The 24,850-nt window shown below is 72.7% G+C and carries 14 protein-coding genes, 1 tRNA gene, 2 pseudogenes and 1 riboswitch; of the genes and pseudogenes, 9 read left to right on the forward strand and 8 right to left on the reverse strand.

Annotated features, from left to right (window positions below; translation table 11 throughout):
* Positions 1 to 86 (forward strand): annotated as a pseudogene (locus ACFVH0_RS37165) (LysR family transcriptional regulator); the annotation flags it as partial.
* Here the strand turns inward: ACFVH0_RS37165 and ACFVH0_RS37170 are convergent.
* Together ACFVH0_RS37170 and ACFVH0_RS37175 are read right to left on the reverse strand one after the other, a co-directional pair.
* Positions 65 to 1,510, reverse strand: coding sequence for an FAD-binding oxidoreductase (locus ACFVH0_RS37170; RefSeq protein ID WP_385827647.1), 1,446 nt, complete (start codon positions 1,508 to 1,510; stop codon positions 65 to 67). The pseudogene ACFVH0_RS37165 and the gene ACFVH0_RS37170 sit on opposite strands and share 22 nt — an antisense overlap.
* 227 nt (positions 1,511 to 1,737) lie before the next feature.
* On the reverse strand, positions 1,738 to 2,154 hold the full coding sequence (locus ACFVH0_RS37175) for an SHOCT domain-containing protein (RefSeq protein WP_385827649.1): 417 nt from the start codon (positions 2,152 to 2,154) through the stop codon (positions 1,738 to 1,740).
* 266 nt (positions 2,155 to 2,420) lie between these two features.
* Between ACFVH0_RS37175 and ACFVH0_RS37180 the strand changes: the two genes are divergently transcribed.
* From ACFVH0_RS37180 to ACFVH0_RS37205, 6 genes are all read left to right on the forward strand, one after another.
* Complete coding sequence (locus tag ACFVH0_RS37180; protein WP_385827652.1) at positions 2,421 to 2,642, forward strand: hypothetical protein; 222 nt, start codon at positions 2,421 to 2,423, stop codon at positions 2,640 to 2,642.
* A gap of 62 nt (positions 2,643 to 2,704) precedes the next feature.
* Positions 2,705 to 3,919 carry an SPFH domain-containing protein gene (locus tag ACFVH0_RS37185; RefSeq protein WP_385827654.1) on the forward strand — a complete coding sequence of 405 codons (1,215 nt, stop codon included), beginning with the start codon at positions 2,705 to 2,707 and terminating at the stop codon, positions 3,917 to 3,919.
* Between the two features lie 193 nt (positions 3,920 to 4,112).
* Positions 4,113 to 4,186 (forward strand) — tRNA-Met (locus ACFVH0_RS37190).
* A gap of 191 nt (positions 4,187 to 4,377) precedes the next feature.
* Complete coding sequence (locus ACFVH0_RS37195) at positions 4,378 to 5,538, forward strand: PP2C family protein-serine/threonine phosphatase (protein WP_385827656.1); 1,161 nt, start codon at positions 4,378 to 4,380, stop codon at positions 5,536 to 5,538.
* Between the two features lie 239 nt (positions 5,539 to 5,777).
* Positions 5,778 to 5,930, forward strand: a riboswitch (cyclic di-AMP (ydaO/yuaA leader).
* A gap of 11 nt (positions 5,931 to 5,941) precedes the next feature.
* On the forward strand, positions 5,942 to 7,036 hold the full coding sequence (locus ACFVH0_RS37200) for a M23 family metallopeptidase (RefSeq protein WP_385827658.1): 1,095 nt from the start codon (positions 5,942 to 5,944) through the stop codon (positions 7,034 to 7,036).
* 350 nt (positions 7,037 to 7,386) lie between these two features.
* On the forward strand, positions 7,387 to 8,331 hold the full coding sequence (locus tag ACFVH0_RS37205; RefSeq protein ID WP_385827660.1) for an aldo/keto reductase: 945 nt from the start codon (positions 7,387 to 7,389) through the stop codon (positions 8,329 to 8,331).
* Positions 8,332 to 8,347: 16 nt separating this feature from the next.
* Here the strand turns inward: ACFVH0_RS37205 and ACFVH0_RS37210 are convergent, their stop codons facing one another.
* The 4 genes from ACFVH0_RS37210 to ACFVH0_RS37225 form a co-directional block, all read right to left on the reverse strand.
* Entirely contained in the window at positions 8,348 to 9,937 is a 1,590-nt protein-coding gene (locus tag ACFVH0_RS37210; RefSeq protein ID WP_385827678.1) for a PrsW family intramembrane metalloprotease, read from the reverse strand.
* 183 nt (positions 9,938 to 10,120) lie between these two features.
* Complete coding sequence (trmB, locus tag ACFVH0_RS37215) at positions 10,121 to 10,969, reverse strand: tRNA (guanosine(46)-N7)-methyltransferase TrmB (RefSeq protein ID WP_385827679.1); 849 nt, start codon at positions 10,967 to 10,969, stop codon at positions 10,121 to 10,123.
* Between the two features lie 4 nt (positions 10,970 to 10,973).
* Positions 10,974 to 12,230 (reverse strand): L-2-hydroxyglutarate oxidase, encoded by a 1,257-nt coding sequence (lhgO, locus tag ACFVH0_RS37220; protein WP_385827662.1) that lies wholly within the window; start codon positions 12,228 to 12,230, stop codon positions 10,974 to 10,976.
* 276 nt (positions 12,231 to 12,506) lie between these two features.
* On the reverse strand, positions 12,507 to 14,219 hold the full coding sequence (locus ACFVH0_RS37225) for a sporulation protein (protein ID WP_385827664.1): 1,713 nt from the start codon (positions 14,217 to 14,219) through the stop codon (positions 12,507 to 12,509).
* A 1,208-nt stretch (positions 14,220 to 15,427) separates the two neighbouring features.
* Between ACFVH0_RS37225 and ACFVH0_RS37230 the strand changes: the two genes are divergently transcribed.
* Complete coding sequence (locus ACFVH0_RS37230; protein ID WP_385827666.1) at positions 15,428 to 17,539, forward strand: asparagine synthase-related protein; 2,112 nt, start codon at positions 15,428 to 15,430, stop codon at positions 17,537 to 17,539.
* A 67-nt stretch (positions 17,540 to 17,606) separates the two neighbouring features.
* Positions 17,607 to 21,038 (forward strand): annotated as a pseudogene (locus ACFVH0_RS37235) (ATP-binding protein).
* A 26-nt stretch (positions 21,039 to 21,064) separates the two neighbouring features.
* Here the strand turns inward: ACFVH0_RS37235 and ACFVH0_RS37240 are convergent.
* Positions 21,065 to 23,053 carry a sigma-70 family RNA polymerase sigma factor gene (locus ACFVH0_RS37240; protein WP_385827668.1) on the reverse strand — a complete coding sequence of 663 codons (1,989 nt, stop codon included), beginning with the start codon at positions 23,051 to 23,053 and terminating at the stop codon, positions 21,065 to 21,067.
* A 633-nt stretch (positions 23,054 to 23,686) separates the two neighbouring features.
* On the reverse strand, positions 23,687 to 24,625 hold the full coding sequence (locus tag ACFVH0_RS37245) for a TetR/AcrR family transcriptional regulator (protein WP_385827670.1): 939 nt from the start codon (positions 24,623 to 24,625) through the stop codon (positions 23,687 to 23,689).
* Positions 24,626 to 24,850: the final 225 nt, after the last annotated feature.

The raw sequence follows: 24,850 nt of genomic DNA on the forward strand, positions 1-24,850 counted from the left end.
GCATGTTCGCCGCCGTCAAGGGCGACGTCCTCACCGACAAGAACGCCCACCTCGCCCCCACCCACTACGCCGACTGGCTCTCCTGACCCGCTCGCGCACTCCCGGGCCGGCCGGCGCCGGGCCGGGCCGCCGGTTCGATGTTCTGGTTGGCGTGGAAGAAGTTGTGCGGGTCGTAGGTGTGCTTGACGGCGGCCAGGCGGGCGTAGTGGTCGCGGTAGGTGGCGCGTACGCGGTCCGGGGTTTCGCCCGCGCCGATGAAGTTCACGTACGTGCCGCCCATGGAGTGCGGGTGCAGTTCCTCCCAGTAGTCGACGCACCACTGCCTGAGCTGCTCGGCGTTGTCCGGGTCCGGGTCGATGCCCGCGATGACGCCGGACCAGACCGCGTCCCGGTAGGCCCAGGCCGTGTCGTCGGGGCCGATTCGGTGGGCGGCCGCGTCGATCGGGTACAGGTGGGCGGTCGACAGGGGAGTGGGGAGGTTCTCCGCGTACTTGACGTGTACGTCGATGGCGTCGTCGGTGATCCGGTCGAAGAAGTTGCCGCGCCAGTACCACTGCAGACCGGTGGGGAGCAGTTCGTCGAACATGGACTGCAGGGCGGTGTAGGGCATCGGTGCCGTGAAGTGGAAGGCGGGCGGTCCGGGGTCCTCGACGGGCTTGAGGGTGGTTCCGAGAAGTTCGGGGTCGCCGGTCCAGCACCACACCACGCCGCACATCTTCTGACCGTGGATCTCCTCCGGGAACGGGGGACCGGGCGGCACGGTGAGCGCGGCGAAGAATCCGTTGAGGTCTTCGGGGGCCTGCGGCAGGAAGTCGCGGTACCAGCGCAGTACGTCGGGGATCCGGTCGGTCGGCCAGAGAGTGACGGCGACACCCACCGTGTCCACCGGGTGCAGCCGGAAGGTGAAGGAGGTGACGACGCCGAAGTTTCCGCCACCGCCGCGCAGCGCCCAGAACAGGTCGCGGTGGGTGGTTTCGTTCGCCGTCACCGAGGTGCCGTCCGCCAGGACCACGTCCGCGGCCAGCAGGTTGTCGATCGTCAGGCCGTATCTGCGGGTGAGGTAGCCGTGGCCGCCGCCCAGGGTGAGGCCGCCGATGCCGGTGGACGACAGGATTCCGGAGGGGGTGGCCAGCCCGAACGCGTGGGCGGCGTGGTCGAGATCGCCGAGCGTGGCGCCGCCGCCGACCGTGGCCGTCCGGGCGGCGGGATCGATGTGCGCCCACCGCATGGGCGAGAGGTCGATCGTGACGCCGTCGTCGACCAGGCACAGACCCGCACCGCTGTGCCCGCCGCCGCGGACCGCGAGCGTGAGCCCCGCGTCCCGGACGAAACCGACCGCGGCCATCACGTCCGCCGCGTCGGTGCACCGCACCACCGCAGCCGGGCGCCGGTCGATCATGGCGTTGTAGACCGTGCGGGCCCGGCGGTACTCCGGGTCCTGCGGGCCGATGACGGGACCGCGCAGCGCGGTCCGCATCGCGCCCAGGGCCGCGGACGTGGTGCCGTCCATGGCGGGCCATCTCCTCGTACGTCGAGATGGGGACCGCACCCCGCTCGGCCCGCCGTGAATCCGGCGCCCCGAGAGCCTCGGGCGGCGACGGCCACCGTGGCTGATGCCTCAAGCGTCCTCGCGGTCCTGGCGCCCGGCCACTTCGCCGGACCGCTCGGAGGGAGACATACGCGCTGCGCCGGAGAACGGCGGAGCGGGCGGTGGGGGCGGCGGTACGGGTACGGACGTCAGACGAGGAGCTTCGTCTTCGCCCGCTGGTACTCCTCGTCCGTGATGGCGCCCCGGTCCCTCAGCTCGGCGAGCTTCGCCAGGTCGTCGACGTGGCTCCCCTTCTTCGTGGCGTCGCCGCCCGCGTCTGAGGTGCCGGCGGCTTCCCGTACGTACGCCTTGAAGGCCGCGTCACGGTCCTGGGCTTCCTTGATGTCCCGCTTGCTCATGGACTTGCCGCGCACGATCACGTACACCAGGACGCCGATGTACGGCAGCAGCAGCGTGAGGACCAGCCAGCCGGCCTTGCCCCAGCCGCCGAGGTCGTGGCTGCGGAAGATGTCCGTGATCACCTTGAACAGCAGGAACAGCCACATGACCCAGAGGAAGAACCAGAGCATGGTCCAGAAGAGGTCGAGCAAGGAGTAATCGTCCACGGTTCGCTCCCCGATCAGCGCGAGTTCATCGCGTCGGCAGGACAGAAGGTAAAACAGTCATATCACCGCATATCCAAGCCCGCTCGCTGATCGTCGGCCGCTCGCGGGCACCGTTCCACCGGGGTGGGTGCGGAGTACCGTGGAGATGTCGAGGGAGGCTCGGGCCTCCAGGAGGCGGGGTCGCCTCGTGTCCATGAAGCGGTGCGGGACACCGTGTGAGAAGCGGCGTGAGCAGGCGTACGCGGGGACGCTCACGAGGGCGACGCATGCACCGGGCAGATGAGTCCGCCCGGAGCCCGGTCGGGGCTGTCGGCCGCGTCACCGTGCCGATTCCGTCCGGCGGTCCGGGCGAAGTGCTGGTGGCCGTACGGGGTGGGTCCGAGGCCTACACCGCATGGTCGGCGACGCCGATCGACAGGGACGCGCGCGTCGTCGTCGTCGACACGGTCTCGGCCCGCGGCGTGATCGTGGAACGCCTGCCGTCCTGAGCCGAAGGCCGAAAGCAATCGCGTACCCGACGGAAGCAGTGTCGTACGGCAGGAGTCTTCCCATGTTCTTCTGGCACGTTCCCGCCCCCAACGAGGCGATGCTCATCTCCGGTTCCAAGGGGCAGACCCTGGACACCCAGTTCCGGATCGTCACCGGGCACGGCAGTTTCGTGCTCCCGGTGAAGCAGAAGGCACGCATGCTCTCCCTGGCGCTGCGCGAGGCGGAGATCACCGAGGACTGCGTCACCCAGCAGGGCATCCGCCTCAACGTCCGGGCCGTGGCCGTCTTCAAGGTCGGCGACGACGCCGTGTCCATCGCCAACGCGGCCCGCCGCTTCCTGACCGAGCAGGACCAGATGGAGGAGCTCGTCGGGCGGATCTTCGCCGGACATCTGCGTTCCATCGTCGGCGGACTGACCGTGGAGCAGATCATCCGCGAACGCAACCGGGTCTCCCAGGAGGTCATCGCGGGCAGCCACGGCGAGATGGAGAAGCTCGGCATCGTCGTGGACGCCCTTCAGATCCAGGAGATCGACGACGCCACCGGCTACATCAAGAACCTCGCGGCCCCACACGCCGCCGCGGTCGCCAGCCAGGCCCGGATCGCCGAGGCCAAGGCCGACCAGGAGGCCAGCCAGCGCGAGCAGCAGGCCGCCGCGCTCAAGGCGGAGTACGAGCGTGACACCGCGATCAAGCGGGCCGGCTTCCTCGCCGAGACCGAGCAGTACAACGCCCGCGCCGCCCAGGCCGGACCGCTCGCCCAGGCAAGGGCCTCGCACGAGGTCATCGAGGAGCAGACCGCACTCGCCGAGCGTCAGGCCGCACTCGCCGCCCAACGGCTGGAGGCCGAGGTCCGGCGCCCGGCGGACGCCGAGGCGTACCGGCAGCGCACCCTGGCGGAGGCGGCTCGTGACCGGGTCAAGTTCGAGGCCGACGGCAACGCGTACACCGAGCGGGCCCTCGCCCAGGCGCAGGCGGACGCCAACAGTGTGCGCGCCGCGTCGCTGCGTGACGGCAACCAGGAGCTCATCGCGGCCAACCGCATCGTGGAGAACCTGCCCGCGCTGGCCGACGCGGCTGCCAGGGGTATGTCCGGCGCCGACCTCACCGTCCTCAACGGCACCAATGGCGTCAACGAGATGGCGGCGGGCGTCGTCGGCCAGGGGCTGGCGATCCTCCACTCCCTGCAACGCGGTGCGAACCCGGTGAAGCAGCCGGCCGTCCACGGGAAGGCCGATTCCGTGCCCCGTATCTCCGAGACGAACCAGTCGTCCTGAAGCGGCTCGGCGAAGGCGGGACGCGAGACGGGACGAAGAGTGGGGTGAAGGGCGGGACGAAGGGGCGGGACGAGGGACGGGACGAAGAGTGGGGTGAAGGGCGGGACGAAGGGGCGGATGTGGGCGGATGAAGGGCGGGCGAACCCGAGTGGTCAAAAGGGCTCCGGGGATGCCGTAGAGTTGTGTTCACCGACGCGGGGTGGAGCAGCTCGGTAGCTCGCTGGGCTCATAACCCAGAGGTCGCAGGTTCAAATCCTGTCCCCGCTACTGAAGAATTCAGGCCCGGCACGCACGCAGCGTGCCGGGCCTGATTCGTTTCGCCGCGTGGCATGCGAGCCGCAGCGCACATGTCCCCCCATTGGCCGATGAGGAGTCGCCGCTTCGTTCCGGTCCGGCGAGCCTGGGGGTGGGGCGCGGTACCGTCCGCAGCCGCGCGCGTACCGGGCAGGAGACCACAGGTGTGGAAGCGGGAGAAGCGGCGCGGCGAGCATGCCGGGAGCGGTGCCCGCACCCGGCAGTTCGTACGCGCGCTGCCTCCCCTGATGATTCTCGGCGGGCTGCTGTTCGACATCTTCACCCCGCCGGCCTTCACTGCCATCCCGCTGTTCGTGGCCGCTCCGCTGATCGCCGCCCCGTTCTTCTCGCTGGCCAGCACCATCCGCACCGGTATCGCCTCGATGCTGGCCGTCATCGTGCTGCGGCTGTACAGCAGCACGCTGCCCGAGGCCGTGCCGCTGATCGAACTGCTGACCCTGGCCACGGTCTCGGTCCTCGCGGTCGTGATCAACGGGGTCGTGCGGCGGGGCAACGAGCAGCTGGCCTCCGCGCGGTTCATCGCGGAGACCGCCATGCGCGCGGTGCTGCCGAAGCCGGCCGACCGGACCGGCGGACTGCAGGTCGCGGCCCGCTACGAGGCGGCGCAGGCGGACGAGTTCATCGGCGGTGACCTGTTCGCCGTGTCGGACACCCCGTGGGGGGTGCGGCTGGTGGTCGGGGACGTGCGGGGGAAGGGGCTCGCCGCCGTGGAGACGGTGGCGGTGGTCATCGGGGCGTTCCGCGAGGCGGCCGAGCAGGAAGCCTCGCTGGAGGGCGTGGCGGGGCGGCTGGAGCGGGCGCTGGCCCGGGAGGAGGCGCGACAGGGCGGGCTCGACGTGCTCGAAGGGTTCATCACCGCCGTGCTGGCCGAGATCCCGTCCGGACTGTCCCGGGTACGGATCGTCAACCGCGGTCACCCCGAACCGATCCTGCTGCATCCGGACGGGGCGCTGGAGGTGCTGAAGCCGTCGGTGCCCGCGCTGCCGCTCGGGATGGACCTGGGGGCATGGCCGGAGTGCACGGACGAGTGGGATCTGCCGGCCGGGACGACCCTGCTCCTCTACACGGACGGCCTCTCCGAGGCACGGAACGCCGAGGGAGTCTTCTACGATCCGGCGGCCCGGCTGCGCGGGCGGATCTTCCCGGGGCCCGAGGAGTTGCTGTCCGCCCTGACCGATGACGTACGGCTGCACACGGGCGGCGAATCGACCGACGACATGGCGCTGCTCGCGGTCGTACGTCCGGCGGAGGGGCAGCCGGACCGGAGAAGGACCGTGCCGATCGTCGGTGCCGAGGGGGCGTGACGGCGGAGGTGCCACCGTGTGTGATCGAAGGGCGCCGCTCCGCATAACATTTGACGCAACGTCAGAATCAGGGTAGTGACTGAGGGTCGGTCAACTCGTCCGATTCCACCCGCTTGTGTCCCGTAAAGTCCAGGCCAAAGAAGTGAACGATCAGTTGGAACAGCTTGGAATACGGCCCCGGTGTCTATTAACGTTCGATAACGCAGCGCGGTCGTCCCAGCCGTCGTCAGTGGCGGCACCGTGCGCGAGCGCCGAATTCCGCAAGGGAACCGGGGAACCACCTACATGGGGTGAATCGGGCATCTGTGTCTCGTGAGAGGCAGAGGGGCCCGTAGGAGACCTTCCTGCTCCGAACCCGTCAGCTAACCCGGTAGGCGAGAAGGAAGGAAAGGAGTGCGCCCCCGTGGCGTCCAACAAGCCTGCCCCCGAGGCCCCGTCCCGGTTCGATCACGACTACGGCACCGAGCCCGGCGGCGACTTCACCGGCAATTTCACGGGCGGGTTCACCGGTGAGCCCGACCGTGACTGGGACGAGTGGAACCCCACCGAGGAGTCCGTCCGCCCCGTGCGCGGCAGGCACCGCGTCGCCAAGCAGCGCAACGGGCTCGCCCGCAGCTCCACGGTGCTGGGTGTCGGCGTCATAGCGGCGGTCGGCGCGGGTGGCATGGCCACCGCGCAGAGCAAGCCGCCGGTCTCCATCTCCGTGCCCGACTCGATCACGGACCACCTCCCCGACGCCAAGTCCCTTCCCGGCGTGGGTGCCTTGTTCTCCGACGAGTCCGAGGCCGACAGGACCGAGGTCACGGCCGCCACCGCCCCGCTCACCACCGCCGGCATCACCACCGCCGAGGCCGAGCAGGGCACGACGGACGCGGGCGAGGCGCTCCGCGCCCGCATCCTCCAGCAGGCCGAGCAGCAGCAGGACGCCGCCGACGCCGAGGCCAAGGCGGCCGAGGAGAAGAAGGCGGCGGAGAAGGCGGCCGCCGAGGCCAAGAAGCAGCAGGACGAGGCCGAGGCCAAGGCCGCCGCCGAGAAGAAGAAGGCGGAGGAGGAGGCCAAGAAGAAGGCGGAGGCGCTGCGGCTCGCCAAGCTCGCCGCCAGCTACGCCATCCCGACCTCCTCGTACACGATCACCTCGACCTTCGGCGAGGCCGGCTCGATGTGGTCCTCCGGCTACCACACGGGCCTCGACTTCGCGGCCCCGACCGGCACCCCGATCAAGGCCATCCACGGCGGCACGGTCAAGTCGGCCGGCTGGTCCGGCGCGTACGGCTACCGCACGGTGCTCGAACTCGACGACGGTACGGAGCTGTGGTTCTGCCACCAGTCCTCGATCGGCGTCAGCGTCGGCCAGAAGGTCACCACCGGCGAGACCATCGGCCGGGTCGGCGCGACCGGCAACGTGACGGGACCGCACCTCCACCTGGAGGTCCACACCGCCGGCGGCACGGGCATCGACCCGATGGCCTGGCTCCGTGGCAAGGGCCTCAACCCTTGAGTCGGCGCCCGTCCCGCTGAGTCGGCGCCCGTCCCGCTGAGTCGGCGCCCGCCGGGCTGAGGCGGCGCCCGCCGGGCTGAGACGGCGCCTGCCTCTTGAGTCGGCGCCTGCCTCTTGAGTCGGCGCCCGCCCCTTGAAGTGGCGCCTGTCCCGCCCGTCTCGTGGGGCGCTCGGTCCGAGCCGGTTCGCCGGCCGATGAACCCCGGCAGTCCTGACGCTCACCCCCCGACGTCAGGGCTGCCGGTCTGTTTGTGGGCGGTGGGGCGTGAAGGGGGGCGCGGTGAGTTCCTGGAGCAGTCGGGATCCGGAATTCCGGAATAGCGGGCTCACCGGAATCCGTTGCTTCACTTATGACTTCTCTTCGTAAGCTGGGCACTTCCGACCTTCAGGTCTTCCCGCTCGCTCTCGGCGGCAACGTCTTCGGCTGGACCGCCGATGAGGCGCAGTCGTTCGCCGTGCTGGACGCGTACGCCGCGGGCGGCGGCAACTTCATCGACACCGCCGACGGGTACTCGGCCTGGGTTCCGGGCAACGAGGGCGGCGAGTCCGAGACCGTCATCGGCAAGTGGCTCGCCGCACGCGGCAACCGCTCCGACATCGTCGTCGCCACGAAGGTCAGTACCCACCCCCAGTACAAGGGGCTCGCTCCCGCCAACATCAAGGCCGCGGCCGAGGAATCGCTGCGCCGGCTCGGCACCGACCACATCGACCTGTACTACACGCACTTCGACGACGAGACCGTGCCGGTCGAGGACATCATCACCGCCCTGGACCAGCTGGTGAAGGAGGGCAAGGTCCGGGAGATCGCCGCCTCCAACATCGGCCCCGAGCGGCTCCAGGCGTCCCTGGACTTCTCGGAGCGCGAGGGCCTGGCCCGCTACGTCGCCCTTCAGCCGCACTACAACCTGGTCTCCCGCGACACCTACGAGGGCGAGCTCCAGGACACGGCGGCCCGTGCCGGGCTCGGCGTCGTGCCGTACTTCGCCCTGGCCTCCGGCTTCCTCACCGGCAAATACCGTCCGGGCTCCTCGGTGGAGAGCGCGCGGGCGGAGGGTGCCCGGCAGCACCTGGAGTCGGAGCGGGGACAGAAGGTCCTGGCCGCGCTGGACAAGGTCGCCAAGGAGCGCGATGCGCAGATCGCGACCGTCGCGCTGGCCTGGCTCGCGTCCCGGCCGACCGTGGTCGCGCCGATCGCCTCGGCCCGTACGGTCGAGCAGCTGCCCGCGCTGCTGGCCGTCGCGGACCTCACGCTGACCGAGCAGGAACTGGCAGAACTCACCGAGGCATCCGCCTGATCCGTCGGGACAGGGCCTATTGCGGTGGCTGCTGCGGCATCCGATAAGGGTTGTAGCCGGGGCCGGGGCCGGGGCCGGGGCCGGGGCCGGGGCCGCCGTACTGCGTGTGCGGAGTGAACTGCGGAGTGAACTGCTGGGCGTACGGGAGCGGCGGCAGGCGGTGGGGGCGCAGGAGTCCCGTCGCCTGCGCCGCGTACGTCAGGGCGGGGGCGGCCACCTCCCTGCGCTGCCAGAGGTGGTGCAGCAGTTCCAGCTCGCGTTCGGCGAAGTCGGGGCCGGCCGTACCGCGGCGGGCCTGGAGTCGCAGCGCGGCCAGTGAGGTCGCGAACGATTCGTACTCGGCGACGGCGCGGGCGGCCGCCTTCCCGTGGGCCTCCGCGGCCTGCGCCGCGGCCTTCGCCTGCGTCGTTGCCCGGGCAGAGGGACCTGGCATGGAGCCGGGCATCGCTCCCGGTACGGATCCGGGTGCCCAGCCGGGCCCGTACGGGGTGTACCGGCTTCCCCGGGCCGCGACGGCGTACTGGCGGCGTGCCGCGTCGCGGGCCAGGCCGCGGGCCCGCATGGAGGAGAGGGCGAGCGGTTCCGCCGGGCTCAGCCAGCCCGCCGCCGCGTAGGCGGGCAGCTCGGCGGCGAGCGTGCGCAGCTCCCGTCGGCGCGACCAGATCGCCAGCCAGGTCACCAGGCCGAAGACCGGGACCATGAACACCGCGTACACGGCGTAGAAGCCGTACGGGCTGAAGACCGCCGATCCGTTCCACAGCGAGTGCATGCCCATGGCGAGGACGAGACCCAGCAGCGGCAGCACGATGCGACGGACCCGTCGGCGCCGGGCGCCCGCCGCGGCGAGGCCGAAGCCTATGCCGGTCAGCACCGTGAAGAGCGGGTGCGCGAACGGCGACATCACAGCCCGTACGAAGAACGTCGCGGCCGTCACCGATACGACGCCCGAGTTGCCGATCTGCTGGTCCTCGCCGAAGGCGTTGCCGAGATAGAGGATGTTCTCGGTGAAGGCGAAGCCGCTCGCGGTGACGCCGGCGATCACGACGCCGTCGACGATTCCGTTGAACTCCCGTCTTCGGAACAGGAAGATCAGCAGGACCGCGGCGGCCTTGGCGCTCTCCTCGACGACCGGAGCTATGACCGTGGCGCCGAGGGTGTCGGCGTTCGACGGGTCGGCGATGGTCGTGGCTATCCAGCGGGTCGCGAAGGAATTCGCCAGGATCGCGACCAGGGCGGCGGCGAACGCACCCCAGGCGAAGGCGAACAGCACATTCCGCCAGGGGCCCGGATCGACCCGGTCCAGCCAGCGGAACGCCGCCAGCAGGAGCGGTACGGGCAGCACGGCGAGGCCTAGGCCGACGAGGAACCCCTGGGTGCCCGTCTGGTCGCGGACCAGGGCCAGGATCACCAGACCGCAGATCGCGAGCACGGTGAACACCGCCGCGACGCGGAACGTCCGGCTGCGCCACACCATGCCCACGCGGCGCGGCCGGTAACGCCAGTGCCTGCGCTCCGGCACGGCAGCCAGGATCTCGCCGACCCGCTGCTCCTCAAGAAGCGGGACGGCCGGCTGCGACTGCCGCTGCTGGACAGACCCGTCGGACACCACGCAATGACCCTAACCAGCAGCACTGACACCTGACCATGGGGCGCCCACCGGCCATCCAGCACGCGGACACGCCACGCAGGCACGCTGGCATGCCCCATCCGCCCGGCACGCGGGCCCGGCACGCGGGCCCGGCTCACCGGCCCCGCCCACCGGCCCGGCTCACCGGGCCTTACGCCCGTCTCAGCGGCGGGCGAAGAGCAGGTCGTGCACTACGTGGCCCTTGTCCAGGCCCTGTCCCTCGAACCGGGTCAGCGGCCGGAACGCGGGCCGGGGCGCGTAGCCGCCGTCCGCCTGAGTGTTCTCGAAGAGGGGGTGCGCGCTCAGCACCTCCAGCATCTGCTCCGCGTACGGCTCCCAGTCGGTCGCACAGTGGATCACCGCGCCCGGCTTCAGCCGCTGCGCAACCAGATCGAGGAACTCCGGCTGGATCAGCCGCCGCTTGTGATGGCGCTTCTTGGGCCACGGGTCGGGGAAGTACACCCGCAGCCCGTCCAGCGAATCCGGCTTGAGCATCTCGCGCAGCAGGATGATCGCGTCGCCGTTGGCCACCCGGATGTTCGACAGGCCGTTGCGGTCCGCGAGGCCCAGCAGATTGCCCTGGCCGGGGGTGTGCACATCGACGGCGAGGATGCCCGTACCCGGGTCGTCGGCGGCCATCTGCGCGGTGGCCTCGCCCATCCCGAAGCCGATCTCCAGCACGGTCGGGAGCCCGTCGAACAGCTCGGGCAGGTCGAGGACGCGCTGCCCGTCGATGTCCAGGCCCCACTTCGGCCAGAGCCGCAGCAGGGCGTCCTCCTGGCCGGGCGTGACGCGGCTGCGACGCGGCTGGAAGCTGCGGATCCGGCGCTCGTGGTGCGAGCCGGCCGGGTCGACGGCGGGCCCGCCCGGGAAGCGCGGCTCCTGGCGCAGCCTGCGCTGCCGCTCGAAGGAAGCGGCGCGCAGATCGTCCGGAATCCCGGCAGCGGACGAGGAGAGGTGCTCGGAGGAGCTCTCGGGGGAGTCCCCGGAGAGGCTCTCGGAGGGGTTCATGGGCTCAGACACAATGCCCCGATTCTACGGCGGGCGGCCTCCACCCCGTCTCCCGTGCCCGGAGCAGCGCCCTGCGTGCTACCTCCCGCCCGATGGGCAGCGACGCCGTCGCGGCGGGCGACGGCGCGTTCAGTACGTGGACGGTGTGCGGGGCCTCGCGGATGAGGAAATCGTCGACCAGGGTGCCGTCCCGCAGCACCGCCTGGGCCCTGACCCCGGCCGGGGCCGGTCTCAGATCGGCCTCCGTCACCTCCGGCAGCAGCCGCCGCACGGCCTGGGTGAACGCGTGCTTCGACAGCGAACGGTGCACCTCGCCCGCCCCGTACCGCCAGTGTCTGCGGGCTATCCGCCAGGTGCCGGGCCAGGCCAGGGTGTCCGCCAGCTCGCGCGGGCGCACGACCGGCCAGCCGTACCCCTCGCGGGCCAGCGCGGGCACCGCGTTCGGCCCGACGTGGACGCTGCCGTCGTGGCCCCGGGTCAGATGGACCCCGAGGAACGGGAACGCCGGATCGGGCACCGGATAGACCAGGCCGCGCACCAGCTCCGGCCGCGCCAGCTCGTAGAACTCGCCCCGGAAGGGCACGATCCGCATGTCCGGGTCGTCGCCCGCGAGCCGGGCCACCCGGTCGCAGTGCAGCCCCGCGCAGTTGACCAGCACGCGGGCCCGCACCACCGTGCCGTCCGCCGTGCGCACCGCCACGCCCCAGGGGCGCCGGTCTATCGCGGTGACCTCCGCCCCGTAACGGATCACCCCGCCGGCCGCGCTCACCTCGGCGGCGAACCGGGCCGCGACCGCGCCGAAGTCGCACACCCCGGTCGACCCGACCCGGATCGCGGCGAGGCCGCGCACCCGGGGTTCGTACTCCGTGATCTGGGCGGGGCCCAGCTCGCGCACCGGCAGTCCGTGCTGCCGGCCGCGCTGGACCAGGGCGTGCAGCCGGGGCAGCTCGGCCCGCTCGGTCGCGACGATCAGCTTGCCGGTCACCGCGTGGGCGATGCCGTGCTCGGCGCAGAAGTCGACCATCTCGGCGGCGCCGCGCACCGCGTAGCGGGCCTTGAGCGAGCCGGGGCGGTAGTAGATGCCGCTGTGGATCACTCCGCTGTTGCGGCCGGTCTGGTGCCGGGCCGGGCCCCACTCCTTCTCCAGGACCGTGACCCGGGTGCCCGGAGCGGTGCGTGTGATCGCATACGCCGTCGACAGGCCGACGATCCCGCCGCCGATCACCAGCACATCGCAGTCGTACGCCGCGCGCGTCATCATCACGCCACCTCCCACCCCGATAGTGCACTGACCCACTGACAACGCACTCAAACCAGTGCGGCCCAGCGTGGCGCCGAATCTTTACGGCCCGTGGCACCCCGGTGCCCGCGCGGATGCCGTCCGGATGCCGTGACGACACCGCGCGTATGCCTGCCGCCGTGCGCCTGCCGCCGTGCGCCGGCCGGCCCGCACGGGTCCGGTCGGGCCGACCGGGGCCTCTCGTTCGGATCAGGCCGGATCAGGGAGCGGGGTCCGGCCCGATCCGGACGGAAGACCCTAGGCAGGGGCCACCAGGAGCGGCCTGGCCCGCTCGCGCAGCTCGGCGACGCGGGGCTCGTGGCCGTACGGTTCGAGCCGGTGCAGCAGATCACGTACGTACTCTGTGGTCCGCGCCGAGGAGATGCGGCCCGCCACCTCCACCGCCCGGGTGCCCGCGGCGCAGGCCGCGTCCAGATTGCCCGACTCCAGCTCGGCCACCGCCGACACCACGAGCCGCAGCCCGTGCGAGCGGACGAATTCCTCGGTGGGCCGGGAGAGCGCCTGCTCGGTGAAGCGCCGCACCTGCCGGGGCGCCTTCAGGTCGAGGTGGCACTCCGCGGCGTCGGCCGCGAACCTGTCGTACGAGTAGAAGCCCAGCCAGGACGGGTCCGCGTCGCCGTCCCGGGAGCGCTCCAGCCAGCCCTCGGCGGCCTTCAGCGCGGATCCCGCGGCGGACGCGTCGTTCGCCTTGGCGTGGGCACGCGCCTCCACCAGGCGGAAGAAGCTCATGGTGCGGGCCGTGGCGAGGCCACGGTTGCGTTCCACGGCGGCCTGCGCGAGGTCGACCCCCTCGTCGGCGAAGCCGCGGTACGTCGCCTGGAGCGACATGGACGCGAGCACGTAGCCGCCGAGGGGCACGTCGGCCGCGGCCCGCGCGAGTCTCAGCGCCTGGATGTAGTAGCGCTGCGCGGCCTCCTGCTGGCCGGTGTCGAAGGCCATCCAGCCGGCGAGCCTGGTCAGCTCGGCCGCGGCGCCGAAGAGTGCCCGGCCCACCTCGTCGCTGTACGAACCGAGCAGCAGTGGTGCGGCGTCGACCCGTAAACACTCGGGAACCATGGAAGAACGCCAGTCCCCGCCACCGTACTTGGAGTCCCAGCGGCGGGCGTCCTGGGCCGCCTCGCGCAGCTTGGAGACATCGCTGTGGCCGACCCGCAGCGGGGAGATGTCACTGGTGGTGGTGAGCGCGGTGGCCGGGATGGTGGCGGGCACAGGTGCTGGTTCCGCCGCCGGTGCCGGTGCCGGTGCCGCGTCCGGGCGGGGCTGGGCGGGGATGGCGGGTGCCTGTCGCGTACCCAGCGCTCCCAGCGTGCCGAGCGCCGTCCGGGCAGCCTGGGCGTTCAGCGCGGCCGGGGCGCCGGGCGGCACCGCCGCCGTGCTCGTCGCCGCCTTGCCCGGCGGGCTCTGCGCCCCTGCACCGCTCCGTGCGCCCCGTGCGCCCTGGTTGTCGAAGGCGGGGGCCTCGGCCGCCGCCGCGTCTCGCTCCACCGTCGCGTCGGCGGGGGATATCAGCCAGCGGGACGCGGGCGTCGCGTACGCGCTCACCGAGAACGAGCCCGCGAGCGACTGCCAGATCCCGCCGCTGCCCGCGCGCCGCCCGGCCAGATCCAGCCGGTACAGCTCGGTCGCCGAGCGGACCGCCTCGCCCACGTCGCGCGGGAAGGCCAGACCGACCTCCGGCGCCGGGTCGGCGTCCGCCAGCCCGATCTCGTGCAGCGGGACCGGCCGGCCGAGCTTGGCGCCGATCGCCGCAGCGATGAGATGGGGCGCGGCGCCCTGCGGCACCATGCCCTTGGAGACCCACCGGGCCACCGAGGTCTTGTCGTACCGAAGTGTCAGACCGCGCTGCGCCCCGAGGTCATTGACCCGCCGGGCGAGCCCGGCGTTGCTGATTCCCGCGAGGGCGAGAACGGTTCCGAGCTTCTCGTTCGGTCCGCGTAGCTCCCTGGACATGCGCCACCCCTCGACACACAGACGGCCGCCGCGTCACCTTCGCGGCGCGCGGCATTCGTACCGTGTCCTCCCCAGCGACGAACCCCGGCACTCCGGCCGCACACGCATGTGGCCGAGCCCCGAGGAATATGCCTCCTGCAGAGAACCTCAGTAAACCCAGCGTAGTTCGCCGCATCCCTACCGTTAAGGGGCAGACGTCCGTATGGCGGGATTGTTGTCCGTGCGGACGCGGGCGGTGGAACGGATGGGGTTCGGGTGCGGTCCGGATGAGGATCGGGCGCGGCCCGTACGGGGCTCGGAAGCGGTCCGGACGCCGTGTTCGCCGGGCCCGGATCCCTGCTCGACGGCGCACGGGAACGGCACGTGGGAGGCGTAGTCCGGGCGCGCCGCCGACGTCGTGCGTCGGGCCGCGGACGTGCTCCTGGTGTGTGGCCGTGCGCCCGGCCGTGCGCTCTCGTCCGGCTGTTTCGGAAGCGTTTCCATGGGTGCTGCGTGGGTCGGCCCACTGCACAGGACTCAGTGGGCTGGGGGACACTGCCGCCTCATTCCCCGCAGGCGGCGGACCGGTCCGGGAGGTGGACGACACCTCCCGGACTGTGCGTCGGCAGCCCCGGTGGAGATCTTTCGCGGCTGCCGGAGGGGTCCTGGAGGTACTCGGGAAGAATCAGGGAATGAAGTGGGGCGAAAAGGGACTTCCGATGCGGTGAGTGCCGCGTCGCACGGTTCCGACCTGCTCTGAGAATGGCCGAATGTCGCCGGTCGTCCGAGGTTGGGCCGCCCGTTTCGCGGACATCTCGTCGACCGCCGGAGAGTTGTCCGCCGAACGGCCCGAGAGTGGTTCGCGGCCGGTCGGGCACGAGTTGAGCATGGCCGGATTTCGGCTGGCGGATCCGGCCCGTAGGAGACACGCAACGCGCTTGTTCCGTAGGTCAGTTGGCGCAAGATGCGCTTGGCGGAGGCCGTGCGTGATGTTCTGCCGTCGAAGCGGCGGCCGCTTCCCGGACGGACCCGGGCGGCGACCCGGCCGGCCCGGCGGCCGGCCCGGCGCGGCCTTTGCCAGGGGCGCATGCCCTTCCGACGTGCGCCGTACGTAGCCCCTCCTGCGCGCCGTTGTCGTGGCAGCATGTTCGCAACGGCGCCGCGCGTTACCGATGTTCACCCGATACTTTCCTGCTGCGCCGTTTTGTCCACAGCCTGTGGAGGCGGCGATGCGTTGGTTGGTGGGGTGGAGCAGTATCGCCGCGAGCTTCGGCACGGCCGGAGCGGTCGGCCCCAGTGACGAGGGGCGCACGATGCACCCCGTGGGCTCCCAACTCCTGTGGGGCGACCCGGATCCGCTCTGGGCCGTCGGGGACTGGCGCCCCGACGAGATCCGGATCACCACGGTCGAGACCGCCGAAGGCGCGCCCACCGCCCGGATGGCCGTCCTCGGCTGCTGCAGCGCCACCGACGAACAACTGCGATCCGGCCTCCTCGCCGCCCGCGGCGGAGCCCTGCGCCACCTCACCTCCTGGCCCGGCAGCTACACGACCGTCGTCCAGATCGGCCGCCGGATCACCGTCATCGGCGACCTCGCCGGAGCCCGCCCCGTCTTCTACACGCCCTGGGCGGGCGGCACCGCGTACGCCACCGCCGCACTCCCGCTCGCCGACCTCATCGAGGCCCAGCTGGACATCGGCCACCTGGCCGCCCTGCTCGCCTGCCCCGAAACACCGGAGGCGCTGCGCGACGGCACCCCGTACGCCGGGGTGAAACGCATCCCGCCGGGCCATGCGCTCATCCTCCGCGAGGGCTCGCGCGAGATCACCGGTTACGAGGCGGTGGCCTCGCTCGCCGTCGCCGCACCCCAGATCGACCCGGTCAGCGCCGTCGAAGGCGTACGCGACGCCCTGATCGAAGCCGTACGCGCCCGGCTCCTCGCCCCGCGCCACGCGCCCGAGACCCTGCCGCCCGACCCCGGCCCGGTCCCCGGCATGGGCCCCGCCGACCGGCGCGCCGCCCGTGGCGCACCGGTGCCCGGCATCGGCTCCGACCTGTCCGGAGGCAGCTCCTCCGCCACCCTCGCCCTGCTCGCCGCCGGACTGCCGGGCCTGCCCGGCACCCTCCTCGGCCACGGCACCGGCGCGGGTGAGCGGCTGCTCGCCGTCACCCTGAACGACCTCACCGCGAGCGGACACGAGGACGAACTCGAACGCGCCCGCGTCATCGCCGCCAACCCGCGCCTGCACCACGTGGTCGTCGCGGCCGGGGAAGAGGCCCTGCCCTACGCCGACCTGGGCAGCGGCCCGCTCACCGACGAACCCGCCCCATCACTCGTCGTCGCCGAGCGCCACCGCCGCCGCCTCGCCTCGGGCAGCGCCGACCACTTCGTCGGCGGCGGCGCCCGGCAGGTCCTCGACGCCCACCCGGCCCGCCTCGCCGACCTGCTGATGGACCGGCGCCGACGCCATCTGCTGCGCCCGGTCGCCGCGCTCGCCAGGGCGGAGGGCCCGAGCGCGCACTCCCTGTTCGTGCCGCTCACCGTCTACCGCGCGGCCCGCCGCCTGTCCCGTACCTCGTACCGCACCGGCCTGGAAGTGGCGGCCGACCGGCTGCCGGACGCCAACCGGAACGCCCCCGACCTCGACACCCCCGCCGACGCCTCGCTCGCCGCCCTCGCCTGGTCGCGGCCCGGACCCGCCGCGCGCTGGCTCACGGGGGAGGCGCTCGCCGAGGTGGCGGTGCGGCTCCAGGAGGCGGCCCTGCGCCCGGTCTCCGTCCAGCGCCCCGGCGAGGCCCGCGCCAGGGCGGCCCTGGCCCGGTACGCCGCCGATCACCGGATCCTGGAGCAGGCCGCCGAGAACCGCAGCCAGCGACTGCACGCCCCCTTCCTGGACAACCAGGTCGTACGCGCCGCCCGTGCGCTCCCCGAATCGCTCCGGGTCCAGCCGGGCGCCCGCGCCGCGATCCTGCGCCGGGTGCTCGCGGGCGCGGGCATCCACGATCTGCCGCCGGGCTGGGGCACCCCGTCCCTCGCCACCTCGAACGCGACCGCCCGCACCGGCCTGCGCGCAGCCCTCCCGGAGCTGATCGCCCTGTTCGACGCCCCGCTGCTCGCCGACGCCGGCCTGGTCGAGGCCCGTGTCGTACGGAAGGCCCTGCGCGCGGCCTCCGAGGGCGAACCGCTCCCGCTGGACGGCCTCGCGCACCTGGCGTCCACGGAGCTCTGGCTCCGCCGCCTGGTGTCGCGGCGCGGCACCTGCTGGACGGGCACGGCGGCGCCCCGCCAGCGCGCGGTCGCGGGCGGAGTGGTGCCCGCCAGGCGGACGCTGCAGCGGTAGGCGCGTGCGGCGGGGCCGGTGCGGGCGGTCGCCTGCCGTCGGCCGGGGCGCGGGACACAATGGCCCGATGCGGTACCTGATCCTCGGCGTCACCGAGGCGCGAGACGAGAACGGCGCCGTGCTGCCCGTGCACGGCACCCGGCTGCGCGCCCTGCTCGCCGCCCTCGCACTGCGTGCGGGACGCCCCGTCCCCGTCGCCGACCTGGTCGACGACATATGGGGCGCGGACCCTCCGCACGACGCCCCGGCCGCGCTCCAGGCCCTGGTGGGCCGGCTGCGCCGGGTACTGGGCCGCGACGCGATCACGAGCACCCACGGGGGCTACCGCCTGGAGGCCGGGCCCGACGAGGTCGACCTGCACCTGTTCGAGCGGCTGGCCCGGCGGGGCGCCGAGCAGCTCGACGCGGGCGATCCCGCGACGGCGGCGCGCACGCTCCGTACCGCGCTCGGCCTGTGGCGCGGCCCCGCCCTGGCCGACCTGCCGGAACGGGACCACGGCCACGCCCTGCGCCCGGAGGCCCACCGGCTGGCCGCGCTGGAACGCCGTATCGAGGCCGATCTGCGGTGCGCGGCGCCGGGCGCGGGTGTCGGTGCGGGGCCCGACGGCGGACGGACGAGCGGCCCTCGGACCCTCGTACCGGAGCTCATGGAACTGACGGCCGCCCATCCGTACGACGAACGCTTCCGGGCCCAGCTGATCCGTGCCCTGAGTGCCGAAGGCCGCCAGGCCGACGCGCTGGTCGCGTACGAGGACGCCCGCCGCACTCTCGCCGACGGCCTCGGGGCCGATCCCGGACCGGAACTGGCCGGACTTCACCGGGAGTTGCTCACTCCATCGCAGCCGCAGCCGCAGCCACAGGTGTCAACGGCGTCGGCGTCTGCCCCGTCTGCCCCGCCCGCCTCACCCGTCGCGGCCGGCAACCTCCGGCCCCGGCTCACCTCGTTCGTCGGGCGTGAGCCCGAACTGCGGTCCATCGGCGCCGATCTGAACCGTTCCCGCCTGGTCACCCTCACCGGCCCCGGCGGCTCCGGCAAGACCCGGCTGGCCGAGGAGGCCGCCACCCATGGAGCCGCCGCAGACGCCTGGATCACCGAACTCGCCTCCGTGGAAGACCCCGTGGACGTACCCGGAGCCGTGCTTTCCGCTCTCGGGCTGCGCGAGACGGCCCTCCTGCGTGACAACAACCGCGACCCGCAGCCGCCGCGCACCGATCCGACCGGCCTCCTCGTCGAGCACCTGGCGCACCGCTCCCGCACCCGCCCCGTCCTGCTCATCCTGGACAACTGCGAACACGTCATCGACGCGGCCGCCGCCCTCGCCGAGACCCTGCTCACCCACTGCCCGCGGCTGCGCATCCTCGCCACCAGCCGCGAACCCCTCGGCGTCCCCGGCGAATCCGTACGCCCGGTCGGCCCGCTCCCGGCCGATCCCGCCCACCGGCTGTTCGCCGAGCGCGCCCGTGCCGTACGCCCCGATTTCGACCCCGGGCAGGAGGCGGGGCACGACGCGGAGGCCGTCGCCGAGATCTGCCGACGGCTCGACGGGCAGCCGCTCGCCATCGAGCTGGCCGCCGCCCGGCTGCGGCTGCTCGGTCCGCGCCAGATCGCGGACCGGCTCGACGACCGGTTCCGTCTGCTGACCGGCGGAAGCCGCACCGTACTGCCGCGTCAGCAGACGCTGCGTGCCGTCGTCGACTGGTCCTGGGACCTGCTCGACGAGGACGAACGCACGGCTCTGCGGCAGGTGTCCGTCTTCGCGGGCGACCGGGACCTGCGGGCCGCGGAAGCCGTCGTCACACCCGGAACGCCGCCCACCGGACCGGAGCCTGCCGGTCCGTTCCCCGACCACCCCTCCACCGCCGATCTGATCGGCGCTCTCGTCGACAAGTCCCTCGTCGTCGCCACCCCGGCCGCCACCGGCGAGATGCGCTACCGGCTCCTGGAGACCATCCACGAGTACGCCGCCGAACGAGCCGCCGAGGCCCCGGAGATACGTGCCGCCGCCGCGAGCGCGCACACCGCGTAACTCCTCGCACTCGTGGAGCAGGCCGAGCCCCGCATCCGCTCCGGCGACCAACTGCCCTGGATCGAGCGCCTGGAGACGGAGCTGGACAACATCAGGGCCGCCCTCCACCGGACGGTCCTCACCGGCCCGTCCGAGCCGGAGGCCGTACGGCTGGTTCTCGGCATGGGATGGTTCTGGTGGCTGCGCGACTTCCGCACCGAGGGCCTCACCTGGACCGAACGAGCCGTGGCGCTCGGCCCGGAGCCGACCGGCGTCGACGACCCCCGCTACTGGCCGCGCATGCACCTGGAGGTGCTGCGGCATTTTCTCGTCCTGGAGACCCGGCCCACCGAGGACATCCACGACGACGAGGACCATCGGGAGCTGATGGGCCGGGTGGCCGACGCGTTCAGGTCCTCGGGCCCGCAGTCCGCCCGCTTCCCGGGACTGCTCTGGCCGATGACCACGTTCAGGACCGGCACGGTGACCGGAACCCACGCGAACATCGAGAGGGCGGTCGAGAACGCCCGTGTCCACGGCGGCGCCTGGGAGTACGGCGTCACGCTGATGTACCGCACCCACATGGTCGTCGACATGCCCGGCGGCATGCCCGGGGTCGACGCCGATCTCGCGGAACTGCGCGAACTGAGCCGCCGCGTCGGCGACCGCTGGATCCGGGCGCAGGTCGCGAGCGCGGCGGCGGAGGCAGCCGTGATGCGCGGCCGTTCCGCGCAGGCACGGGCGGCGTACGAGGAGGCGCTGCTGCTGTCCCGTGAGGTCGGGGCGCACATCGAGGCGCCGTTCCTCCTCGCCCGCCTCGCGGAACTCGCCCACCTGGCCGGGGACGCCGAGGACTTCGACCGCCTCCTGACCGAGGCGGAGCGGGAGGCCGAGCGCTACCAGGTGCACGACGCCCGCGCGTACGGGCAGTACCTGCGCGCCACCGCGGCCCTGGAGCGGGGGGACATCGCGATGGCGCGGCGCCTGGTCGACGAGGCGGCGGGCGCGGTCGGACGGGGCAGCCTGCCACCGCACGTCAACGCCGTGGTCGACGGGCTGGCCGCCCGGATCGCGGTGCGCGAACCGGGGCCCGGCGGTGGTCCGGTCGCGGGCGTGCGGGGTCTGGCGGCGGCACTCCGCGCGGCGCGGGACGCCCAGTGCGCCGAGCTCGTCACCGCGCAGCTGGCGGAGGGCGTGGCGAACGTGCTGCCCGAGGTGGGCCACCACGGAGCGGCCGTACGGATCCTGGCGGCGGCGGACAGCTGGCGCCCGTTCGACCCGAGGTCCGAGGCGCAACGGGCCGAGGCGACCGGGACCGAGCGGCGGGCCCGCGAGGAGCTCGGACCTCGGCTGTACGGGTCGGAGCGCGACGCGGGCCGCACACTGACCGTCGACGACGTCATCGAGCTGCTGAGCCGGATCACCGAGGAGCTCCCGGAGGCGCCGGGGATGCCCGGCCCCTCGGATGCTCCGGACCGTCTCACCGGCAGCTGATCGTCAAATTCGCCCGGTCGGCGGGCTCACCGGCAGCTGATCCTCGAATTCGCCCAGTCGGCGAGGGCCATGAAGCCACCGGGATGGGCGGGCTCGACGACCAGCCGGATGCTCTCCTGGCCGGAGATACCGACGCTCACCGGGACGGCCGGGTCGTCGCCGTTCATCACCGGGGACCGCCAGAGCCGCGTCCCGTCGCCGTTGAAGACGGAGAAGCGCACCGAGCCGAGGCCCATCGTCATGTCGTCGATGCCGACCATCGCCTCGTACCGCGTGCACTGCCTGTTCAGCTGGATGGTGACCGAGGAATTGCTGTTGACGGTCACCCCGTGCGCGTAGGCCGTGCCGGCGATCGACACGTTGGAACGCTGCCAGACCCAGCTGCTCTCACCCATCACCACTTCCGGTTCGGTGTGGTCGCCCAGGATCGAGTAACTCAGCTCGCTGACCTGATAGACGCTCGGCGCGGGAGGCGGCGGCGGAGGCGTCGGAAGCGGGGGTGTCGGAGTCGGGGGCGGCGTCCGGGTGGGCGTCGGCTTCGGCTTCGGCGCGGGGGGCTTGGGCTTGGGAGTGGGCTTCGGGGGCGGCGTCGGCGTCGGCCTGGGCGGTGGGGTCGGCGCCGGGGGAGCGGGTGGGGCCGGGGGAGCGGGCTTCGGCGGCGCCGGCTTCGGCTTGGGCGCGGGCGGCGGGGTCGGCGCCGCAGGAGCCACGACGGCCGGCTTCGTCGCGGGCCTGGCCTCGGGCTTCGGCTGGTCGTCGCCGACCAGCGCCCAGACCAGCCCGGCCGCGGCGGCCACCGCGACCGCCGCCGCGATGCCGGCCTTCGCCGGGGCACCGAGCCCCTCCGAGGCCGCGGCACCACCGGCCGCACCCCCGCTGGAGCTTCCCCCGGTGGCCGCCGCGGCGGCACCCGCACCCGCGGCGCCCGCCGCACCACCGGCGACGATCCCGGCGGCCTTGAGCGTGTACCCGGCGGCGAACCAGCCGATGACCGCGACCGGCAGCAGCGCGGGGATCCCGGCGTTGACATGGGCCAGTTCGCCCGCGGCGAGCCGGCACTTCGAGCACTCCTCCAGGTGTCCGCGCAGGCCGCGCTCGGCCCGCATACGGAGCCCGCCACGGGCGTACGCGCCCAGCCGGTCGGCGTAGCGCGCGCAGTCGCCGCCCGCGGTCAGGGCCTGGCTCACATGCGCCTGCAAGTAGGCCTGCTTGAGGCCCTCGCGGGCCCGGCTGGCCAGCACCGCCGTGGCATTGGCGGTCAGCCCGAAGAGCGGGGCGATCTGGCTGGGCGACTCCTCCTCGACGGTGGTGTGCCACAGCACCGCCTGCCAGCGCTCCGGCAGGCTGCGGAACGCCTGCATGGCCATCGACTGCTCGGCCTCGTGCATCGCCAGCACATCGGCGCCCAGATCGAGCGTGTCCGCGTCCGACACCTGGGAGACCTGGGACGCCTGCGCGGCGAACACCGCGAAGTCGTCGACCAGATGCTCCCGCTTCGCGGTCTTGGTCCAGGCGGCGCCGACATGGCGGACGGCCGTCATGAGATAGGCCCGTACGGCCTCCTCGGGCCCCTTGCCCCGCCGTACCGCCTGCAGCGTACGGGCGAAGACCTCGGCCGTCAGATCATCGGCGGTGTGGGCGTCCCGGCAGCAGCTCCGCGCGTAGCGTCGCACGGCGTCGGAGTGGCGCCGGAAGAGTTCCTCGTACGCGAGGTCGTCGCCGTCCCGCATCTGCCGGATCAGATCGGCGTCGGAGGGTGCGGTGCCAAAGGCGTCGGTGAGGCCGGTGCTGCCGCCCTCCCGCTGCATGGGCACCGCGACATCGGCCTCGGGGCCGGGATCGGCCGGCGCCGGCCACGGACCCGGCAGGACCGTGCCGCCCTCGCCGTCACCGCTCGACCGCCCGGGTCCGGCCTGACTCGGAACCTGCCGGGCGGACCGCCCGCCGGGCTCCGTGACACCGCCCACGGCGGAGACGTCGTCGAACGACTCTTCCTGCTGCCCGTCACCGCTCATCGCGGTAGCCCCCGTATGCGCTGTCGGACCCGAACATCGGGCAAGAGTGCCACATGGCGCAATCACGTCGGCCCCTCAGCCCCCGCAACCACTCATCCGGGGCGTTTTTCCGAATGTGAGCACTAACAGCCATTCATTCGGGGAAAGCTGGGAGATCACTCTCTGCGCGTATGAGTTGGCGCCTCGGCCCGCGATTCGGGAGCGCCGGGCCCGCCGGGGCGGGCTGTGGTGGGAAGAGGACGTGTGTTCCGGCAGCGCGAGGAGCGGGCGCGGGCGTCGGTGCGACCTGGTTCGGGCGATGACGGACCATCGGCCGAGAACCCATCAAAACGGGCCACATCAACCATTCGTGTCGCCCGCCTCCAAGGCCCCCTGACCACCCACTACCCACCACCCGAATGCCCCGACGATCGGCCCGCCGGGCGCAGCAGCACACACGTACCACTGCACCCGCGCACCTTCAGGCCGACGCAGCCACGAGCCCGTTCGCTCACGGGCCCGCGCACCCACGGGCGACGCACCCACGGGCCCGTTCACCCACAGGCCGGGCCCGCGCACTCACAAGCCCGCGCACTCGCAGACCCATGCCCCGGGTACTCAAGCCCGGGTACTCAAGCCCGCGCACCACTCCGCTCAGGCGGCCGGCCGGGAGCGCAGTCCCTCCAGCAGGATGTCCAGGAGCCTGCTCGAAGCGGCGGCCTGCTGCGCCGGGTCGGGCAGCGAGGGCGCCGCCGTCGCTATCACCAGCAGTACATCCGCGACCGTCACGTCACGGCGCAGTTCACCGGCTGCCCGTGCCCGGTCCACCAGGCGGCCGACCACCTCCAGCAGCTCGCCGGCTCCCGTGTCGTCGTCCTCGACGCCGGTCTCCGCCGCGGAACGCCCGTCGGCCGACCGGAGACCGGCCTGACCCGCGCCCTGTCGCTGCTGAGGCACCCGTGCCTCGTCCCGATCGCCGCCCGACGCCGAGCCCGATGCGGCCGCCGACTCCCCGGCCACCGTCAGGTCATTGCCGTCGGAGCTGTCGGAGCTGTCGGAATCGACATCGACGCCGACCCGCAGCACCTGCGGCGGCAGCAGCCGCCCCGCGCCCGAGGCCACGGACGTACGCAGGAAGCGCGACAGCGCCGACCACGGCTCGTCCTCCTGGCCGAGCGCGGTGCGGGCCTGGTCCGTGAGCCTGGAGGTCTCTTCCTCGGCTATCCGCCGGACCAGCACGTCCTTGCTCGGGAAGCGCCGGTACACCGTGCCGACCCCGACCCTGGCGCGACGCGCCACGTCCTCCATCGGAGCCCCGTACCCCAGCTCGCCGAACACCTCGCGTGCGGCCCGCAGGACATGTTCCAGATTGCGCTGAGCATCCACGCGAAGCGGAGCCGAGCGGCCGTTCGCCCCGGCAGCCCCGCCAGCCGTTCCGTTGGCTGCGCCGGTCCCGACCGTGCCGACCGAACCCGTCGCCACCGTCCCGACCGTTCCCACCGCTCCGTTCACCACCGTTCCGTTTCGTCCTGTTCCATCGGACGAATGGGACGGAACCGCAGCGGCAGCCTGCCAAGAATCCTGAATGTGCATAACTGTTCCCCCGGTTATGACGTCTCCCCCCGGAGACTTCCCGCCGTTTGAGCCGGGGAGTGGATCATCGTCCCCATCCGACACCCCGACGACATACGAACATAGTTGAGCCCGGCTCAATTCAGAAGGGGGTAGTTCCGCACGGAGCGCCCCCCGATCGGCACAAGGACCGGTTGGTCACTGATTCGGCCTCAGCCCAGAACCTCCGCCTCAACCCCTGACCTG

The organism is Streptomyces sp. NPDC127117, from assembly GCF_042677325.1.
GTDB lineage: Bacteria > Actinomycetota > Actinomycetes > Streptomycetales > Streptomycetaceae > Streptomyces.

Coding starts and splice junctions, on each gene's coding strand:
- ACFVH0_RS37245 (WP_385827670.1), bottom strand. CDS start 24,625: ATGCACATTCAGGATTCTTGGCAGGCTGCCGCTGCGGTTCCGTCCCAT.
- ACFVH0_RS37180 (WP_385827652.1), top strand. CDS start 2,421: ATGCACCGGGCAGATGAGTCCGCCCGGAGCCCGGTCGGGGCTGTCGGC.
- ACFVH0_RS37205 (WP_385827660.1), top strand. CDS start 7,387: ATGACTTCTCTTCGTAAGCTGGGCACTTCCGACCTTCAGGTCTTCCCG.
- ACFVH0_RS37240 (WP_385827668.1), bottom strand. CDS start 23,053: ATGAGCGGTGACGGGCAGCAGGAAGAGTCGTTCGACGACGTCTCCGCC.
- ACFVH0_RS37170 (WP_385827647.1), bottom strand. CDS start 1,510: ATGGACGGCACCACGTCCGCGGCCCTGGGCGCGATGCGGACCGCGCTG.
- ACFVH0_RS37225 (WP_385827664.1), bottom strand. CDS start 14,219: ATGTCCAGGGAGCTACGCGGACCGAACGAGAAGCTCGGAACCGTTCTC.
- ACFVH0_RS37230 (WP_385827666.1), top strand. CDS start 15,428: ATGCGTTGGTTGGTGGGGTGGAGCAGTATCGCCGCGAGCTTCGGCACG.
- lhgO (WP_385827662.1), bottom strand. CDS start 12,230: ATGATGACGCGCGCGGCGTACGACTGCGATGTGCTGGTGATCGGCGGC.
- trmB (WP_385827679.1), bottom strand. CDS start 10,969: ATGAACCCCTCCGAGAGCCTCTCCGGGGACTCCCCCGAGAGCTCCTCC.
- ACFVH0_RS37185 (WP_385827654.1), top strand. CDS start 2,705: ATGTTCTTCTGGCACGTTCCCGCCCCCAACGAGGCGATGCTCATCTCC.